At 36.6% G+C, this 18,751-nt stretch carries 18 protein-coding genes; 14 read left to right on the forward strand and 4 right to left on the reverse strand.

The genetic code is table 11. The features are described from left to right. Positions 1–32 precede the first annotated feature (32 nt). From MM213_RS09140 to MM213_RS09155, 4 genes are all read left to right on the forward strand, one after another. Entirely contained in the window at positions 33–1,295 is a 1,263-nt protein-coding gene (locus MM213_RS09140) for an NAD(P)/FAD-dependent oxidoreductase (protein WP_241411573.1), read from the forward strand. A 3-nt stretch (positions 1,296–1,298) separates the two neighbouring features. Then, complete coding sequence (locus MM213_RS09145) at positions 1,299–1,772, forward strand: DsrE family protein (protein ID WP_241411575.1); 474 nt, start codon at positions 1,299–1,301, stop codon at positions 1,770–1,772. 63 nt (positions 1,773–1,835) lie between these two features. After that, positions 1,836–2,663 (forward strand): ZIP family metal transporter, encoded by an 828-nt coding sequence (locus tag MM213_RS09150; RefSeq protein ID WP_241411577.1) that lies wholly within the window; start codon positions 1,836–1,838, stop codon positions 2,661–2,663. A 24-nt stretch (positions 2,664–2,687) separates the two neighbouring features. Then, on the forward strand, positions 2,688–4,457 hold the full coding sequence (locus tag MM213_RS09155; RefSeq protein ID WP_241411579.1) for an SLC13 family permease: 1,770 nt from the start codon (positions 2,688–2,690) through the stop codon (positions 4,455–4,457). 372 nt (positions 4,458–4,829) lie between these two features. Here the strand turns inward: MM213_RS09155 and MM213_RS09160 are convergent, their stop codons facing one another. Next, positions 4,830–5,756: an AraC family transcriptional regulator gene (locus MM213_RS09160; protein ID WP_241411581.1), complete on the reverse strand. Its 927-nt coding sequence runs from the start codon at positions 5,754–5,756 to the stop codon at positions 4,830–4,832. Between the two features lie 340 nt (positions 5,757–6,096). Here MM213_RS09160 and MM213_RS09165 point away from each other — a divergent pair, with 340 nt between their 5' ends. Continuing rightward, a complete protein-coding gene (locus tag MM213_RS09165) occupies positions 6,097–7,623 on the forward strand; it encodes an aldehyde dehydrogenase family protein (RefSeq protein WP_241411583.1) in 1,527 nt (508 codons plus the stop codon). Between the two features lie 285 nt (positions 7,624–7,908). Continuing rightward, complete coding sequence (locus MM213_RS09170; protein ID WP_241411585.1) at positions 7,909–8,325, forward strand: DUF779 domain-containing protein; 417 nt, start codon at positions 7,909–7,911, stop codon at positions 8,323–8,325. Positions 8,326–8,462: 137 nt separating this feature from the next. Here MM213_RS09170 and MM213_RS09175 read toward each other — a convergent pair whose 3' ends face one another. Next, a complete protein-coding gene (locus MM213_RS09175) occupies positions 8,463–8,690 on the reverse strand; it encodes a hypothetical protein (RefSeq protein ID WP_241411587.1) in 228 nt (75 codons plus the stop codon). A 103-nt stretch (positions 8,691–8,793) separates the two neighbouring features. Here MM213_RS09175 and MM213_RS09180 point away from each other — a divergent pair, with 103 nt between their 5' ends. From MM213_RS09180 to MM213_RS09190, 3 genes are read left to right on the forward strand one after another with little or no spacing between them, the layout of a single operon-like run. Beyond that, entirely contained in the window at positions 8,794–9,219 is a 426-nt protein-coding gene (locus MM213_RS09180; protein WP_241411588.1) for a nuclear transport factor 2 family protein, read from the forward strand. A 3-nt stretch (positions 9,220–9,222) separates the two neighbouring features. Next, entirely contained in the window at positions 9,223–9,951 is a 729-nt protein-coding gene (locus tag MM213_RS09185) for a VIT1/CCC1 transporter family protein (RefSeq protein ID WP_241411590.1), read from the forward strand. Continuing rightward, positions 9,952–10,710: a DUF5995 family protein gene (locus MM213_RS09190; protein WP_241411592.1), complete on the forward strand. Its 759-nt coding sequence runs from the start codon at positions 9,952–9,954 to the stop codon at positions 10,708–10,710. It begins immediately after the preceding gene. A 17-nt stretch (positions 10,711–10,727) separates the two neighbouring features. On the opposite strand, the gene MM213_RS09195 is transcribed toward MM213_RS09190, so the two are convergent. After that, entirely contained in the window at positions 10,728–11,741 is a 1,014-nt protein-coding gene (locus MM213_RS09195) for a DUF4407 domain-containing protein (protein WP_241411593.1), read from the reverse strand. A 274-nt stretch (positions 11,742–12,015) separates the two neighbouring features. On the opposite strand from MM213_RS09195, the gene MM213_RS09200 reads away from it, so the two are divergent. The 4 genes from MM213_RS09200 to MM213_RS09215 are packed head-to-tail and all read left to right on the forward strand — an operon-like array spanning position 12,016 to position 16,800. Next, positions 12,016–12,681: a GDSL-type esterase/lipase family protein gene (locus tag MM213_RS09200; protein ID WP_241411595.1), complete on the forward strand. Its 666-nt coding sequence runs from the start codon at positions 12,016–12,018 to the stop codon at positions 12,679–12,681. Continuing rightward, on the forward strand, positions 12,678–12,974 hold the full coding sequence (locus tag MM213_RS09205; protein WP_241411597.1) for a thiamine-binding protein: 297 nt from the start codon (positions 12,678–12,680) through the stop codon (positions 12,972–12,974). The genes MM213_RS09200 and MM213_RS09205 overlap by 4 nt, the downstream gene beginning before the upstream one ends. A gap of 39 nt (positions 12,975–13,013) precedes the next feature. Then, positions 13,014–14,174 carry a hypothetical protein gene (locus tag MM213_RS09210; RefSeq protein WP_241411599.1) on the forward strand — a complete coding sequence of 387 codons (1,161 nt, stop codon included), beginning with the start codon at positions 13,014–13,016 and terminating at the stop codon, positions 14,172–14,174. A gap of 4 nt (positions 14,175–14,178) precedes the next feature. Then, positions 14,179–16,800 carry an OmpA family protein gene (locus tag MM213_RS09215; RefSeq protein ID WP_241411601.1) on the forward strand — a complete coding sequence of 874 codons (2,622 nt, stop codon included), beginning with the start codon at positions 14,179–14,181 and terminating at the stop codon, positions 16,798–16,800. 131 nt (positions 16,801–16,931) lie between these two features. Here MM213_RS09215 and MM213_RS09220 read toward each other — a convergent pair whose 3' ends face one another. Next, positions 16,932–17,846: a glutaminase gene (locus MM213_RS09220; RefSeq protein ID WP_241411603.1), complete on the reverse strand. Its 915-nt coding sequence runs from the start codon at positions 17,844–17,846 to the stop codon at positions 16,932–16,934. Positions 17,847–17,998: 152 nt separating this feature from the next. Here MM213_RS09220 and MM213_RS09225 point away from each other — a divergent pair, with 152 nt between their 5' ends. Next, positions 17,999–18,751 (forward strand): 5'-nucleotidase C-terminal domain-containing protein, encoded by a 753-nt coding sequence (locus tag MM213_RS09225; RefSeq protein WP_241411605.1) that lies wholly within the window; start codon positions 17,999–18,001, stop codon positions 18,749–18,751.

The raw sequence follows: 18,751 nt of genomic DNA on the forward strand, positions 1-18,751 counted from the left end.
AGTTATATAAAAATCACTAAACCCAAGAATCCATGAATCATTTTCAAGTAATCATCATTGGCGGAGGTACGGCAGGAATTACAGTAGCTGCTCAGCTTAGGAAAAAAGATAAGAAAATACAAATTGCTATCATTGAACCTAGCGAAAAGCATTACTATCAACCAGCATGGACACTCGTCGGAGCTGGTGCTTATGAATATAATGATACTGTAAGAGATGAGAAAAAATACATCCCGAAAGATGTCAAGTGGATAGTAGATTATGCAAAAGACATAAATCCTGACAACAATTCTTTGAATACCTTAAGTTCTGGAGAGTATACTTACGATTATTTAGTGATTGCACCAGGCTTGGTGATGGCTCCCGAATTACTACCCGGCCTGGAAGAAGCTTTAGAAAAAGACAATGTATGCAGTAATTATATTGACCCAAAAAAAACTTGGAATATTCTACAAAACTTTAAAGGGGGAAATGCAATTTTCACGCAACCAACCACACCAATAAAATGTGGCGGCGCCCCTCAAAAAATAATGTATTTGGCAGAAGAGTATTTCAGAAAATCAGGATTAAGAGAAAAAACTAATGTGATTTTCGCAACTCCAGGGACTGTGATTTTCGGAGTACCGGAATTCGCAAAAACTTTAAATAAAATAATTATAGATAGAGACATCATATTCAAAACATACTATGCCCCTATAAAAATCGACGGAGAGAAACAAGAAATCACATTTAATTATATAAACAGTGATCTACAAGAATGTGCACGAAACCTCAAGCCTTCTATTGGAGAAGAACTGTTTGGAAGTACTGAAATCAAGTTAAAATATGACATGCTTCATATTGCTCCCCCGCAAAGAGCTCCCGAATTTATCCGCAACTCAAAGGTTTCGATTCCTGAAGGCCCAAACAAAGGATGGATAGATGTTGACATCAATACCCTTCAACATTTGAGATATAAAAACATTTTCTCTCTTGGTGATGTAGCAGCATTACCTACAGCAAAGACAGGTGCTGCTATCAGAAAACAAGCTCCCGTAGTAAGTAGCAATCTCTATAGCCTAATTAAGACAGGCGAATTGGACAAAAAGTCTTATGAAGGATATTCTTCTTGCCCTTTGGTCACAGGATATAGTAAGATGGTTCTTGCTGAATTCAAATATAATAATGTAAGAGATAGTGACCCCATCATAAGTAAGGTAATTGATACAACAAAAGAACAATACAGCATGTGGCTTCTCAAAAAGTACGGTTTGCCATTTATGTATTGGGAAATGATGCTGAAAGGAAGAGCTTAAATTATGCTAGAAGAGATTACAATAAAAACTTACCAAGTAACACATAAACACCAAATGAAAAAATCCCTGTTGATCATTATATTTTCTGTTTTCTTATCAAACCTCTCAAGCGCACAAGTCATTTCAGAAAAACAACATAAAATCTTATTCCAATTGACAAATGCGAATGAATCTATTAATGAGAAATTCTTAAAACAATTGAATAATGTATTGGAGGCAGCGCCCAATTCAAAAATTGAAGTTGTGACTCATGGAATGGGAATAGATTTACTAAAAGAAGAAAGTAATCCATTGGAAGCAGAAATTAGAGCGTTAACTGAAAAAGGAGTCGAATTTGTTATTTGTGAAAACAGTCTAAAGCAGCGTAATCTAAAAAAGTCAAGCTTTCTTAATATTGCTAAATATACTCCCTCTGCAATTATCGAAATAATTCTTAAGCAAGAAGAAGGCTGGACCTATATCAAAGCTGGGCCTTAACTACTATTTTTTATTTTACAGAATATTTGAAAAAGTTAGATACTTTTGTATAAATCTATACTTATGTTAGAGTTATTAGAAGTATATGCCACAAAACTTGGTCCAGTCAAATCTGCATTCTTAGCTACAACTTTCACATGGCTAGTTACAGCCTTGGGAGCTTCTTTGGTGTTTTTTTTCAAGGAAATCAAGCGATCTGTTTTTGATACGCTCCTTGGCTTCACAGGCGGTGTCATGATCGCAGCTAGTTTTTGGTCCTTATTGGCACCAAGCATTAAGCATTCGGAAAATATTTTCCCAAATTACCCATGGATTCCCGCAGCAGTTGGTTTTTTGCTAGGGGGATTGTTCATTTTTGCTTTAGATAAATTTATGCCCCATTTACACATCAACTTCAACAAGAGTGAATCTGAGGGAGTTGCGACGAAATGGCATAAATCGACCCTACTTTTGCTAGCCATCACCTTGCATAATATACCTGAGGGGCTTGCTGTAGGCATACTTTTTGGAGCTGCATCCATGGGAATGGAAGGCGCAAGTATATCTGCAGCTATCGCCCTCGCGATAGGTATTGGGATTCAAAATTTCCCTGAAGGGATGGCTGTCTCCATGCCTTTGAGGAGACAAGGTGTCAGCAGAAGAAAAAGCTTCTGGTACGGGCAACTTTCTGCTGTAGTAGAGCCTGTAGCTGGAGTAATAGGTGCCGTAGCAGTTATTTATATGCAAAACATCCTTCCTTATGCGCTTTCTTTTGCTGCTGGAGCTATGATATTCGTGGTAGTGGAAGAAGTAATCCCAGAAACACAAAGAGATAAATACACTGATTTGGCAGTTTTAGGTTTCATGGCTGGCTTTACAGTCATGATGATACTAGATGTTGCATTGGGATAAAACTACCCTTACTTAGAATCAAAAATGGAAAAAGAAATAGTATTTGGTATTCTAGTTCTTGCAATTTTTCTTTTTTCATGGGGCAAACTTCGTCATGATCTAGTTGCTATCATTTGCTTATTGCTATTGGTTATCACCGGATTGATTCCTGCTGATGAGTCTTTCAATGGCTTTGCACACCCTGCCGTCATCACAGTCGCTATGATACTGGTTGTCAGTCATGGACTGGCAAAATCCGGCTTGATAGAATGGTTGGCCAAATTGCTAATGGAAAAAAACTTCCCTTTCACAGTCCAATTGGCAATACTATGCGGTATGGTCTGTATCGCATCAGCTTTTATGAATAATGTGGGTGCTTTGGCGATGACAATGCCATTGGCGATACATATAGCCAATAAAAATGGCGAGTCTCCATCATCCTATTTGATGCCTATCTCTTTTGCATCCCTCCTGGGAGGGATGACCACTTTGATAGGAACACCTCCAAATATTATCATTTCAACATTTATGGCGGAGCAAAGTGGGGAAAAATTTTCCATGTTTGATTTTGCACCAGTTGGGGTAGGACTTGCTATTGTAGGATTGCTTTTTATAGTTTTGATTGGCTGGAGACTTGTACCAAAGCGAGCTTCAAATGAAGATGAAAAAAACAAATTCAAAATCGATGATTACATCACCGAAGTACAGATAGTCGAAGACTCCAAATTGATAGATGAGCCCCACAGGTCAATTCATCAATTCACCAAAGGAAATATTCAAGTTCTTAATATTATTCGAGGTGGTCAGATGACGTATGCACCTGGCAGAAATTTTGTCTTTAGGGAAAATGACGTGATTACTATACAAGGTGATCCCGATGATATCAAGTCATTCATAGATGATTCCAAAACCTCATTGGTTGGAAAAGAAAAAGAAACCGGTGAAGATGTCAAGCCCGAAAACATTACACTGGTAGAGGCAGTAGTAATGTCAAATGCAAACATCATCAATACTACAGCTGCACAACTTTACCTAAGCTATCGGTATGGAATAAATCTATTGGCTATCTCCCGACAAAACCAAAAAATAAGTAAGCGTATAGATCATGTAAAGTTCCAAGTGGGCGACGTACTTTTGGTACAAGGTGACCAAGATAAAGTGGACGAGGCAATAGAAAGAATGGGGTGCTTACCACTTGCTGACAGGAAGCTCAATTTAGGCCAACCAAAAAAAATACTTTTATCTGTTGGGATTTTCACCTTATCGTTGGCTTTGATCATATCTGGCCTGCTACCTGTACAAATAGCCTTCACCATAGCAGCACTGTTAATGGTGATCTTTAAAATCTTTCCAATCAGGGAACTTTACAAATCTATAGACTGGCCAGTAATAATTTTATTGGGTGCGCTACTTCCGCTCGGAACTGCCCTCGAAACATCAGGTGGCGCCAGCTGGATAGCTGAGCAGCTATTGACCTTCAAAGACTCGATGCCTGCATGGACAATTTTAGCTTTGGTTTTGATTATTACCATGTTTCTTTCAGACGTTATCAACAATGCAGCAACAGTAGTACTGATGGCGCCAATTGCACTAAATATAGCATCTGGAATGCAAGTCAACATAGAGCCATTTTTGATGGCGGTAGCTGTTGGAGGTTCATGCGCATTTCTTACACCAATTGGCCACCAAAGCAATACTTTAGTGATGGGACCTGGAGGATATAAATTCACAGACTACTTAAGATTAGGAGCTCCTTTGGAAATCATCCTTATTTTGGTAGGCATCCCATTAATCCTACTTTTTTGGCCTTTATGATCTCCTAGGGTCAAATTTTCACCCAAAAATCATTATTCAGTTGGCTCAGAGGCCATTTTTTTGGTTTTTGAAAGCTTAAAAAATATTGAAAACAACAAAAAATCAAAAAGTGGTTTAAAATTAAACCACTTTTATTATTTTTTACATAAAATTTAAAAAATCAGGTTTATTTTTTAACCATAAAAAAAGGAGTCTCTGTAGAAGACTCCTTGAGTGGGTTTATTTGTAACTGACCTCAGCCATATTTCGTTTGGTAAATCCTTAACATTTATAGTTTTTTCACTACCAAATTTTTATAAACATAACAAAAACATAACAAATGGCAAAAAACTTCTACAATATTTTTTTGATAATTATCAAAGACCAATGAATCTACTGTATTTGAATAGAATTTTGAAAAACCTTGGGAGTAGTTCCAAATTCTGCTTTAAAAGCACGAATAAAATAGGTTATATTATTAAACCCTGCCATAAAACAAACTTCTTGGATCTGATAGTTTGCCATTCGAAGATAGTTTTTTGCCAAATTCAGACGCTCCTTAAGAATATACTCCATTGGAGAAATTCCCAGTTCATTTTTAAATGATCTCGAAAAATGCGCTTTACTCATGCATGCTTTAGCACTAAGTGTTTCCAGCGTGAGATTTTCTCTGATATTCTTTTTCATATAATCAACTACATGTGCCAATCTATTGTTAGAAGCCAACTGTTTATATGTTTTTTCAAGCATTTCCCTAGCTTGAGTTTGAGTGAGACGAATGAGTAACTCCTTCAATGCCAAGGTTGCTATTACATCTTTTTCCTTTGACCTTTCTTTTACACCAATTCTGATAAACCTGTTGATGATCTCCGAAAGATCCTGTGTATTGATCAGGTGAAAGTTAGACAAATCCAAACCCCAATCCTCAGAAAGCATTTTATCAGGAAATCTTTCATTGAGCAAGTTAAATGTGTTTTCAATCATCTCCTGAGAAATAGATAATGCTATACATTGCGTAGGATTATCGAACTTAGCTTCAGGAAAATCAATTTTCATCAACTCATTTGGTGGTACAATCACTGATTCCCCAGGCAAATAATCAAACCCAGCCTTATCGAAAAGATGCATTACCTTCTTGCCCTTCAGCATCGTGGTCAAAACCAAATCACCGAATACCAAATTGACATCTCTTGCTTCTTGATGTGTTTCAAAAATATTCAGCTCACAATTATCTAAAGTGTAAGTAGTTCGGTTTTCTACAAGAGTCTTTAGATCTCTATCAGATCTCCAGGGTACTCCAGCTATAAATTGCCTCGACATTGATTTATTGGGTTTTAGGTTATTGGGTATTTTTTAAAGTTATCAAATATGATAGTCATTAAAAAGCAAAATAATCAGAATTTTAAACTACTGACTTGTGCTTTTCCCCTCAAAACTAAACAAGAAGATTGTATTTCAAGTAAGGATGAATTTGATTCAATCTAAATTGGAAATCCTTCTGATAGTATCTAAAAAAACAATGCTTGCTGATTTGACAAAGCAAATCCAACCATTATTCTTTTTAAATGAAATGTCATTTCAGGTTGATCTTCTGAGATGATAGGTTGATTTTTTATTGGAATATTTGAAGAACTTTGAAAAACCCAAAATAAAAAATTATATGTCAACACTAACATTATCTCAATCAAAGCCTGTGGACAGGCCAAAAATCAAAGAAAAATACGATCATTTTATTGGAGGAAAGTGGGTTGCACCGTCCTCAGGTGAATATTTTGACAACATCTCTCCTATTGACGGAAAACCATTTGCAAAAGCTGCAAGAGGCAACAAGGCTGATGTTGATTTGGCTCTGGATGCAGCACATGCTGCTTTCCCTTCATGGTCCAAAACTTCCCCCGCCCAACGCAGTAAGCTTCTGAACAAAGTAGCTGATATCATAGAAGAAAACTTGGAAATGCTAGCTAGAGTAGAAACTATCGACAATGGTAAAGCATTACGAGAAACAAGGGCAGCTGATCTACCTTTGGTTATAGATCATTTTAGATATTTTGCTGGAGTAATCCGTGCAGATGAAAGCTCGATTTCGGAGCATGACGAACATACTGTAAGCATAGCATTGCATGAGCCATTGGGAGTAGTCGGGCAAATCATACCTTGGAACTTCCCTCTGCTAATGGCCACTTGGAAGATCGCACCTGCTTTGGCGGCTGGATGTTGTACTGTCGTAAAACCAGCAGAACAAACCCCAACAAGCATCATGGTGCTGATGGAACTGATTGCTGATGTTCTTCCTCCAGGAGTTTTGAATGTCGTCACAGGTTTTGGTCCAGAAGCAGGTAAACCACTTGCCTCTTCACCAAGAATTGCCAAAGTTTCATTTACTGGTGAGACTACAACAGGGAGATTGATTATGCAATATGCATCTGAAAACCTCATCCCTGTCACCATGGAACTTGGCGGTAAATCTCCGAATATTTTCATGAAATCTGTAGCCGATGCGGATGATGAGTTTTTCGACAAAGCTGTAGAAGGCGCGGTGATGTTTGCTTTGAATCAGGGAGAAATATGTACTTGTCCTTCCAGAATATTGGTTCATGAAGATATTTACGATGTATTTATGGAAAAAGTAATAGAGCGAACCAAAGCCATAAAAATGGGACACCCACTAGCTGAAGACACGATGATGGGAGCTCAAGCATCTAATGATCAATATGAAAAAATTCTTTCTTACATGGATATTGGAAAGCAAGAAGGAGCTGAGGTTCTCTGCGGCGGTGACAAAGCAAGCTTAAACTCAGGTTTGGAAACAGGATACTATATTCAACCAACAATCTTCAAAGGGAATAACAAAATGAGGATTTTCCAAGAAGAAATCTTTGGGCCGGTAGTATCTGTCACGACTTTCAAAACTACAGAAGAAGCAATAGAAATCGCAAACGACACCATGTATGGTCTTGGTGCTGGTTTGTGGTCAAGAGATGCACATGAACTGTATCAAGTACCGAGAGCTATTCAAGCAGGACGTGTCTGGGTAAATTGCTACCACAACTACCCTGCTCATGCGCCATTTGGTGGATATAAAAAATCTGGATTCGGAAGAGAAAACCACCTTATGATGCTTGATCATTATCGTCAGACCAAGAACATGTTGATTTCTTATGATAAGAATAAGCTTGGATTCTTTTAGGAAATCCTAAAATCCGTCAATCTTTCAGGTTTTATCAAAAGCCAAAGTTTTCAAGAAATGCGAGAGCGAAACCTGGAAGGTTAATCCTACAAACCAAAAGACAATGTAGGATAATCCGGAATTTAGGCACGAAGAAAATCTTTGAGGTCTTCAAAAGACAGCAAAGATTTTCCATTCCATATCAAGCATATTAGAAAATTGAAATTTTGCTAGACTTTAGAAACCTTCGAGGTCTGAAAAAGACCTCAAAGGTTTCTATTTTACAACCATGACAACCATATACAAATGTCTGATAACAAATATGTTCCTAGAGTACTCATTTCCGACGCAGCAAAAGAGACTATCGATACTTTGAAAAAAAGATTTGGGACAGACCTGATGTTCCACCAAAGTGGCGGTTGCTGTGACGGATCTTCTCCTATGTGCTTCGAAAAAGGAGATTTCAAAGTTGGTGCAAGTGATATATGGCTTGGCAGTGTCTATGGCTGTGATTTTTTTATGAATCAAGATCAATTTGAATATTGGAAACACACACAACTTACCCTAGACATTACAGCTGGTAGAGGAAGTAGCTTTTCAATAGAAATTCCAATGGGCATCAGGTTTATGATTCGATCTAGGCTTTTTACCACAGAAGAATTAGAAAATCTTATCCCTACCAAAACTGGAGAGGAAATACTTGAAGAAAATGAGTTAAAATGATTTTTCACCTTAATTCCTAAGCCTTTTTCGGCAAAAGCTATTGTTTTCAGTCGATTAGTAAAAGTGCAAAAACAATAATGATATAAGAATTACTAATAGTTACTTCCCAGAAAACTAAGAGCCACTAAAACATCACCTTAATCCATTTTTTGTGCATTTTCTCTTTTCTCCTGCTTCCATACATTATAATAAGCCAAAGCAATTGAGATTATCAGCCTTGTAAGCCACACTCTGAGGGTAGTAATGTAGGTTTTCCATACCACAAATTCAGTACCTCTAAAAAGTACTTCTATCACATAATCAATCAGGATGATCCCAAAAAATATCAAGAGGGTTCCTATAATTATTTTTTTTGCTTTTTCCATAATGTTATTATTTGCTGGATTTATTAGAATAAGACGTATTCCAAATTACAGCATTTTATTTTTCACATGGTAAAAAACCTGCATTTTTCATTAATTTAAAAGTATGAAAGCAACACTAATACTTATCGCATTCTTATCATTCGGTTTTTTTGCTTGTGCTCAATCAAAATCTGATAAAGAACTCATTACAGAGGCAGTTCATAATTACTTTGAAGGGATGATTGAGAGAGATCGGCACAAGCTTGATATGGCTTTTGATCCAAACGCAAGACTTATTGGATATAGGGGAAGTGTCTTCACTATTACGAATTATGAAGATTGGGCTACTGGAACTTCAAAAGGACAAGCTAGAGACCCTGAGCAATACAAAAATGAAATAAAGCAAATTGAGATAAAGGGCTATACAGCTATAGCAAAAACAGAATTATTTTGGCCGGGGATATACTATTTTGATTTTCTTACCTTGATCAAAATTGATAAACAATGGAAAATTGTACACAAAACATGGTACGAAGAAACTGTAGAATAAATTATGAAGGAGACAAAATTACATCAGGAGATTTCATTTATTGGCAACATCCAAGTATATCTGAGGGAGTTCGTTTATGGCGGCATTGATGGTGCGGTGACAACTTTTGCAGTGGTGGCTGGTGCTGTCGGTGCCAACCTTGACCCTTCGATCATTATCATCCTTGGGTTTGCCAACTTACTGGCAGATGGTTTTTCTATGTCTGTTGGGGCATTTCTTTCTTCCAAATCAGATCAAGAAAATTACGACAAACACAAGGCCATTGAATATTGGGAAGTGGACAACTTACCCCAAAAAGAACGAGAAGAGATCGAAGAAATATACCGAAACAAAGGGTTTGAAGGTGAATTGTTACAAAAAGTAGTGGATGTAATTACATCAGACAAAGACCGCTGGGTGAACGAAATGATGAAAGACGAGCTCAATATGATGGAAGAAACCAAAAGCCCATTCAAGATTGGTTTGGCAACCTTGATTTCATTCATAGTGGTTGGTTTTATCCCTTTGATGATCTATGTATATGATTACTTTCAGGAAACAAGTTTTGATGTATTCCTATGGACGAGTATATTTACAGGAATTGCCTTTGCCACAGTAGGTTGGCTCAAAAGCTTTGTCAATCAGACAAATATTTTCAAAAGTATTGGAGAAACATTGGCTTTAGGTTTTCTAGCTGCTTTGGTTGCATATTATGTAGGTGATTTTTTGGAATCTTTAATAATGAATAGCTAGATGAAAACGATAGATGATGTAATAGCACGAATGGATGAAATTGTAGCAGAATGTGCCGCAAAAGAATCCCGCCTAGGTTACTTTGCCATTCTCTACAGACAAGTCACGATCCGGGTCAAAGAAGGTATTTTAAAGGGTGAATTTGAAGACAATCCAAGAATGGAAAAGCTTGACGTGATCTTTGCAAAGAGATTTATCGATGCTTACGAAGCTTATCAAAACGGGAAGAGTCTGACTGATTGTTGGAAAATCAGTTTTGATGCTGCCAAAAACTCAAAACACATTGTCCTCCAACACTTGCTTTTAGGCATCAATGCACATATCAATTTGGATTTGGGTATCGCTGCTGTGGAAACTGTGGGTGAGAAAGATTTGATCAGTATCCAAAATGATTTTGTTATTATCAACAACGTGCTTTCAGAGTTGGTAGATGGTGTGAAAAACAATATTGGAGCCATTTCTCCACTATTCAAATTACTCATTCGCTTTGCCAAAGGAAGGGACGAGATTTTAGTGAATTTCAGTATCAAACTTGCGAGAGAAGGCGCTTGGAGATTTGCAAATGAGTACTTTTCGCATCAAGATAGACATTCATGCATAGCCCTGAGAGATCAGGTGATCGCAGGGTTAGCAGAAGGCATGGTGAACCCCGGGACGAGGCTTAGCAGGATCATAGCGATTATCAGTTTGAGCGAATGGAGATCAGTGAGCAAAACCATGAACAGACTTGATCAAGTAGCCCAAAATGCAGTTTCTTGAATCTTTTGACTTTTCTTTCACCCAGAAAAAGCCCTTTGTCGCCACTCGCTTTGCTTTACCAATTTTACAGTTTGCTCATTTGCATATACCTCCACACCCTTTTCTGCCAAATCCAATAAATCGTCATAAGGACCTCGGAGCGAAATCAATTTGACAAAAATCGGAGCTGTTTCTACCGCTACGAAAAGCAAAATAATCATCAAGTTTGCCATTTTCATCGCTTGACTTTCTTGTGTCAAAACTGACAATGCATCAATTCTTGCAGCCATCCCATCAAAACCATCAATATTTGGCTGAATCTTAGTGAATTCAGCTTCCCTCAAAGCTACATATCTCTGAATCTCTTGTTCTAACAAATCGATTTTTTCTTGGTACGTTTGATTCAATAAATCCAAATTTTGCTGTGCAGCATCGAGTTGTTGTTCTTTCTTCTTCGCATTTGAACCCAAACCAATGATACCACTAGTCCCGTCAGTTTTTGTCCCAAACCTTTCGTAGTCGTATTCTTGCTGCAATCTATCTCGATAACCCACAGCATTTCGCAGTTCGGATCTCAAGCTGTCTTTTTGTCCTTCAAGCGCATCGATTTCTGTAAATCCATTCTTCAAGGACTCTTTGCTTTGGGCGATCATTTCGGATTTTTTTTCATCCAGCTTCCTATTGATTTCTCTTTCAAAAATCTTCAATTCCAATGGTTTGGAAATAACCAAAGCCAAAATAATAGCCATTATCAATCTAGGGATTGCCATTTTCCATTCAGACCAAGATTTTGCTCTTTTACGCATGCTAGACACAATAAATCTATCAAGATTGAAGATCATCAAACCCCAAATAATCCCAAATCCTATTGCATACCAAATCGATTGAAAAACAGTCATCAAAGCGTAGCCTGCTGAGATGGTTGCAAGCAAACCAGTAAAGAAAATTGTACCTCCAATTCCAAAGTATTTATTCCCATCTGTTGGGGCTTTTTTCAACAAATTGAAATTGGCTCCGCTACAAAACCAAAAGAATTGAGTGACTTTTTTCATAAATGTGTTTCTAAAATAAGAGAATTATATATTCAAAAAACGAACTAAACCAGTTCAAAAATATCCGAATAGCTTTCATAGGGTAAAAAATGTGTCATAAACCCACTATTTAGCTTTGAAAGCTGTAATTTATGTGATAAATAAATTATTCAACACGGATACCACCTAAATAATGAGTACCTTATAGTGGGATAAATTTTCAAAAACGAACACTTAGAGTTCATTATTGAAACAATAATCATCCAAAATCACCAGCAAAAACCAACTATTAAAAATGAAAATCAAAAACAATGTCAAGTGTTTATCTCTTGTACTTTTCCTTTTCCTAGGTTTCTATCCGAATTGTCAAGCACAAAATAGGCCTTTTGAAAATGAAATTAAACACATAATTGAAAAGTATCCTGAAAATGCTTTTGAAAAAGGAGGCATTGTGTTTACAGGCAGTTCAAGTATTCGACTTTGGGAAAATTTGGTAGAGGATATTCCAAACAATAAAATTATAAATACTGGATTTGGCGGATCACAGACACATGAACTGCTACTTTATATTGAAGAGACGATACTTCGCTATTCGCCTTCCAAGGTATTTATATATGTAGGGGAAAATGATATTCAAGAAGGAAAAGCTGTTAAACAAATTTTGCAAGAATATAAAGAGCTTTACAAGAAAATCATTTCCCATAACCCTAAGACTGAATTGTTTTTCATCAGTGCCAAACCAAGCCCTAGCAGATGGGAAAAGCAGAAGCAATTCGAACAATTGAATGAAAAAACATTAGCCTTAAGCCAGCAGTTAGGAAATATGACTTTTATCAATGTTTGGGACGAAATGCTAGACGACAATGGGAGTCCCAAAGCAAGTCTATTTGTTCAAGACAAGTTACATATGAACGAAAAAGGATATGCCATTTGGGCAAACAAAATAACACCACACCTATGAAAAAAAATATTGTTAATCTCGGAATTCAAATCATACCAAAAAGCAAATCCATTGACAGTTATGAACTCGTAGATAAAGCTATTGAAGTGATCCAAAATTCGGGTATCCCTCATGTAGTCACTCCATTCGAAACCGTAATGGAAGGTGAGCAAGATGAATTAATGAAAATCGCCAAAAATGCTCAAGAAGCTGTTTTTAACGCTGGAGCTGAAGAGGTTTTGGTTTATTACAGAATTCAAATCAGAAAAAACGAAGATGTTTTAATCTCAGACAAAATTGAAAAGTACAAGTAAATTTAAACTTTCAACCTAATTTTTAAATCAAATATAGTTATGAAAAAAATATTTATAATCTTATTAGTATTTGCGGTTTGCAGCCATTCTTTTGCACAAATCAAATCCGTAGAATATGATGTAGTATCAAATCAAGTAAACTCAGGTGTACCACTACCTGCTGAAGAGCCTTTCTATATTAGAGGAACATTGCCAAGGAATATTGAATTTGTGAAAGTCAAGATAAATAGACCTGGCAGAAACGAAAACCAAACGGAAGAATATAGCTGGAAGACTGCTTTTGATTTTCAAATCAATCAATATGAAATCTATGTCGGAAATCCTCTAAAAAGTAATACAGATTATAATCTTGAATTTTATTTTTATGAAAGGGCAGAGGAATCCCAAATGGACGCTGTGAAAAATGCTCTTCACAAAAACCTTGAATCCTACATCAATGCCAATCTTGAAGTAGCCTCTGGAGGAATAAAATCATACAATAATGATCAAGTAATGATGTCTCAGATGAATCAAATCGTCGAGAATGGACTGATCGACTATAGACTTTTTTTGGGGAGGGATTTTCCTGGATTTAGTGATTTGGTAAGGCAAAAGTTAGCACAAAAAAACAAACTAAAACTCAGGAGAGCTCGATTCAATATCCTTGGAAATAAGGATGGTGAAAATGAAAAAGCTGTCTATGCTGATCAATATGTAAATGAATTAATAGCAACTGTTCAGAATGAACTGGATCAATTTCTTTCAAGAAGTTTAATGTCTTTGGTAGATATCAGAGAAGTAAATGCTTACCCAACAGAAAAGAAACCAAATACACTCCCGCTGAACTTTGGGTATGGCGCATTTGCTGTAAAAAGGAGTTTTGGCTCTACAGAATACTTTAATGGCCCAAATATTGGATTATCTCTTCCTCTTGGCAATAGAACTTTTCGAAAATTCTTAGGAAACGCTTCGTTTTCTACTGGAGTATTTATCCAAAATTTTGAATCTGAAAATGGCACCAAAATCTCAGGACCATTGGTCAACCTTCCTATCTATGCAGGATTGGGATATAAATTATTCAATGTCATGAGATTCAACGCTGGAGCAGTAATGATCAACATGGATGATACAAATTCAGGCAGTAAAACAAATTACATCCAACCTTATGCAGGTTTAAGCCTTGAATTCAACTTATGGGTTGGGCTAAACAACAGGAGGTAATCTGATGAAAAAGCTAATATTCACAATATTCGTATGTACACTCTCAATATCAACTCTTTTTGGTCAGCAAAAAGAGTTTGATTGGAGGTTGGGAGTAAGTGGCGGCTATTCTAATTATTATGGAGATCTAACTCCACACAGAATAAGAGGCCTATCCAATACCGATGCAATCCATCATCTCTTTTACTTTAATGATAATTACTTCGATCAATACTCGTTCAAAATCTCATTAGAAAAAAGCTTGAGCCCTACAGTCGGCTTGCAGTTTAGCTACGGTCAATATCAGTATTCAATGAGTGATCGATACATCCAAAGAAACGGAGAGCTTTTGACTACATCTAGGAACTTCGACCGGGCATTGAATTTCCAAAACAAAACAAGAGATATGGGTGTGTCATTTGTTTTCAAAACAGATAATGACAAATTCCTTTCTTCCAAATCTCTCCTAGCACCCTACTTCACTTTAGGATTTGGGTTTTTGGATTTTGACATCAGTGGAGATCTACTTGATGATGACGGAAATCAATACAATTACCTCAATCCAAACACCGTAAATAATGGTATTTACGAAACGGAACTAAGTTCCATTAGAACCGAATTGGAAAATGGCTATGACTTAGGTACGTTTTATGCAAACTTTGGTCTTGGAATTAGATTGCGACTAGGAAATAGATTTGAAGTATTTGCCCAAAGTGATTTTATCCATTCATTTTCAGATTATTTGGATGATGTCAGCGGGACTTATAGAACAACTTACGATAATAGTTTCCAAGCATATGCAGCCAAACCAGGTCCCAATGTAGTGGATCCAACCGAGCCCAACAGAGGCAAAAATAACGGGTTAAATGATTGGGTGATTTACCATGGAGTAGGTATTAAGTTTAATTTTGGAGCAAGTAAAACATCTTTCCGTGCACCAAGAATAAGTACTTCATATCCTACTTATAGTCAAAACCAGATCATATCTCCCAAGAAAAAAGAAGCTTTGAAATCGGATACTACAGCTATTGAAGAACCTCAAAAGTCTGATTCTGTCCAAGCTGAAAAACTAGGTAATACTTATAACTATTATACCAATATTCAAATGGTAGATCAAGGCTGGAGAGATAGTCTCGATTACAAAACAAAAGTATTGACTTGGGATCAACAGATTGCGAACAGACGTGAACAGATTTTGAATGGGAGAATTGAAGAAAAATCTCTTCTTGAAATTCAACAAAAAATGACTGGTTATCAAGCTTTATTAGCCAATGACACCATACTGAATGCTTCAGAAAAAGATTCTCTTCAAAGAGCGACTGAGAAAAGTTTATTTGGTGTGAGATATAGTCTCGATAGTATTCAAAATCGCAAAGTGCAATACGAAGCAGAAATTGACAGTATTTCCAAGCTTAAAAGTGATTACCAAATTCAGTCTCAAGTAAGATCATTTTTACCATACAATTACGATTTGCCATTTGATCAAGCTGATACTACTTTAATAGACAAAGATTCATTAGGTAATACCTACGCTATCCAAAACCAAATGCTTGGAGAGCTTGCTGAAGATAAAAGTACAAATACAACATTTGCTAAACGAGACTCAATTGCAACATTTGGTGATACAAACAGTCGGCTAATCACTCAGGTTACTAGGCAGAATCAGGAACCTGATTCTGCCATTCAATTATCCCCTGAAAGAGATCTGGAAAATCAAAAAAAAAAATCAGACCAAACTGATAGAATCCAAGAATTGGAGGCTGAATCTAGGAAGCTGAAAGCAGAAAGAGATAGCCTAAATGCCTTACCAAGAGAGGTGATTTATATGGGTAGCAGAGGTATTTCCCCTACTAATTTAACAACCCAAAAATCAGAGCCAGAAAGAATAACTACCAATAACCAAACTGTAATCAGAGAAAGGGTAAGACAAGAACCCGCCCCAAGAAGAAGGCGAGATAGAGAAGGTGGGGGATTTTGGAAGACAATAGCAGCATTCTTTGGTGGTGCGGCAGTAGGAAATGCTGCTGCTTCAAACAATCAGGAACCTTCCGGTTCGGGCAATGCTGAAAATGAAATCAAATCACTTGACCTTGAAGAAATAGACAGAGTGAATAGAGCTGCTACCACATGGAGTTTTATTGCACTTGGAATTGATCAAGCGGAACTTAGTAGATTAGCCAGAATTTCTGCAGAAGAAAAATCAGCAATGGCAAAAACTATAACTTCCCAAAATAAAACAGCAGAAAGAATTCCTGAGACTATAACAGTAAGAGATACTGTCTTTATTGAAAATGATCCAGTGATAAAGCTTTTAAAATCTAAAGAAATCATTTACTTTAAAATAAACCAGAGAATACCCGAAATGGAAGAGATCCAAAAACTCGAAAGTCTGATTGAGTTTGTGAAGAATAATGAAGGGTACAATCTTTTGCTAACAGGCTATGCTGACAATACAGGAAATGTTGCGTACAACTTGAAACTGGCCGATGAAAGAATGAAAGCTGTCGCTGAAATTATTGAAGAGAAATATGAAATCAACTCTTCAAGAATAACTTTTGAATCTGGTGGACAAGTGATCAGAGGGGCACAAAAATACAGCAACGAAATGGATCGTAAAGTAGAAGTCCGTATTGAAGCAGCAAACTAAAAATGAGCTCTTCTCAGAAGTACTGATCACCAAAATTTCTGAAAAAGTCTTCTAAGAGCCATTTTTAAAAAGGACAAGAAGGTAAGAGGTAATTGGAAAAATTCCAATCACCTCCTACCTTTATTTTTTTTCTAAAACAAAGAAAAGGACAATTTGTCGGTCAGCAGCTCCAATGCTTTGACTGATTTTACTGAATTACCTTTTTCATTCAGTTCAGGACTCCATACAGCCACACTAAACTTATGAGGCATCACAGCTGCAACCCCTCCTCCTACTCCACTTTTCCCAGGCAATCCTACTCTGAACGCAAATTCTCCTGATTCATCATAGAATCCACAGGTCAACATCAACGCATTGATTCTTCTTGCGTGACTTTCAGAAACTATTTCTCGATTTGCAAAAATTGAATATCCATCATTTGCCAAAAAGGAAAAAGATTTTGCCAGATCTACACAAGACATTTCCATTGCACAATGTGAAAAATAAACATCTAGAACTTCCGCTATTTCATTGTCAAAGTTTTTGTATGCTTTAAGAAAGTATGCCATTGCAGTATTTCTTTCGCCATGGTTTTTTTCTGAATTTTTGACTTGATGGTCAATGTTCACACAGTTTTGACCTGAGATTTCATTGATGAAATCTGATATTTGCTTGATAGGTTCTTCAAATTTGCTACACAAGGCATCAGTAATCACCAAAGCTCCTGCATTGATAAACGGATTTCTAGGAATTCCCTTTTCAAACTCAAGCTGGGCTATAGAATTGAAAGGATTGCCACTTGGCTCTACATTTACCCTAGACCATAGTTTGGATTTGAAAACATGAAAGACCATCGTTAGTGTATGCACTTTGCTGATACTTTGAATAGAAAAGGGTACTTCACAATCTCCGACCCCATAAACTTTCCCATTCAAATCCACCAAAGCTATTCCAAATCTATCAGGATCTACATGTGCTAGCTCTGGAATATAATCCGCTACTTTTCCCCGAGGATTTTCCTCCAAGACCTCATTATATACTTCTTCTATTACTTTTTGATAGTCCATCCCTAAAGTTGTCCTTTATTTTAGTTAGAAAAAAGGATTACATCGAGTTTGTGTAATGAAAAATAAGATCATCTAAAAAGTCATTAGGGTATAAACAATTAAAACTTTTATCTTTGGGATAATCATAATTTGCAGCTTAAAGGATAATTCCAATGAACAAAATATCACTGACAAAGCAATTGTTTTTTGCCAGCATGATCTCTTTACTTTTTCTAAATTGTAGCCCGCAGCTAGGGTTTCAGTTTCAGGGTAATTATAAAGCTGCTGATGAAACAATCAACCAAGAAGAAAACTTCGTTCAATTTGTTTCTCCTTACAAAGAAGCTATGGAAGAGAAAATGGGGACTGTTATTGGTATCTCGGACAAGGCTTTGACGAAAGAAGGCAGGGAAAATTTGTTAGGGAATTTTGTTACTGATATACAAAAAGAATATGCGGAAAAAAAATTCGGACTTACAATTGATATCTCTATCATCAACAATGGCGGAATGAGAAACGAATTGCCAATTGGACAAATTTCTTTGGGTAATCTTTATGAACTTTCTCCTTTTGACAATTACCTTGTTATCTTAGAATTACAATCCAGTGATGTCATAAAACTAGCTGAATTCATGACAGAAAGAAAAAACATGTCTGTGAGTGGTATGAGAATACTTGGGCAAGACAATCAGCTAAAAGAATTTTCTGTAAATGGAAAACCCGTAGAGACAGGAAAAACCTATCTTTTAGCTATTAATGATTACTTAGCCAATGGTGGTGACAATATGGATTTTTTGATCGGATTACCCCTCAAAGAAAACTCAAATATATTGCTAAGGGACATGTTGATCGAAATGATTCAGGGAAAAACAAGTGAAGGAAAAAACCTCAATGCTGAAATCGAAGGCAGACAAATTTACAGATAA

The sequence above is a fragment of the Belliella alkalica genome (assembly GCF_022549785.1).
GTDB classification, from domain to species: Bacteria; Bacteroidota; Bacteroidia; order Cytophagales; family Cyclobacteriaceae; genus Belliella; species Belliella alkalica.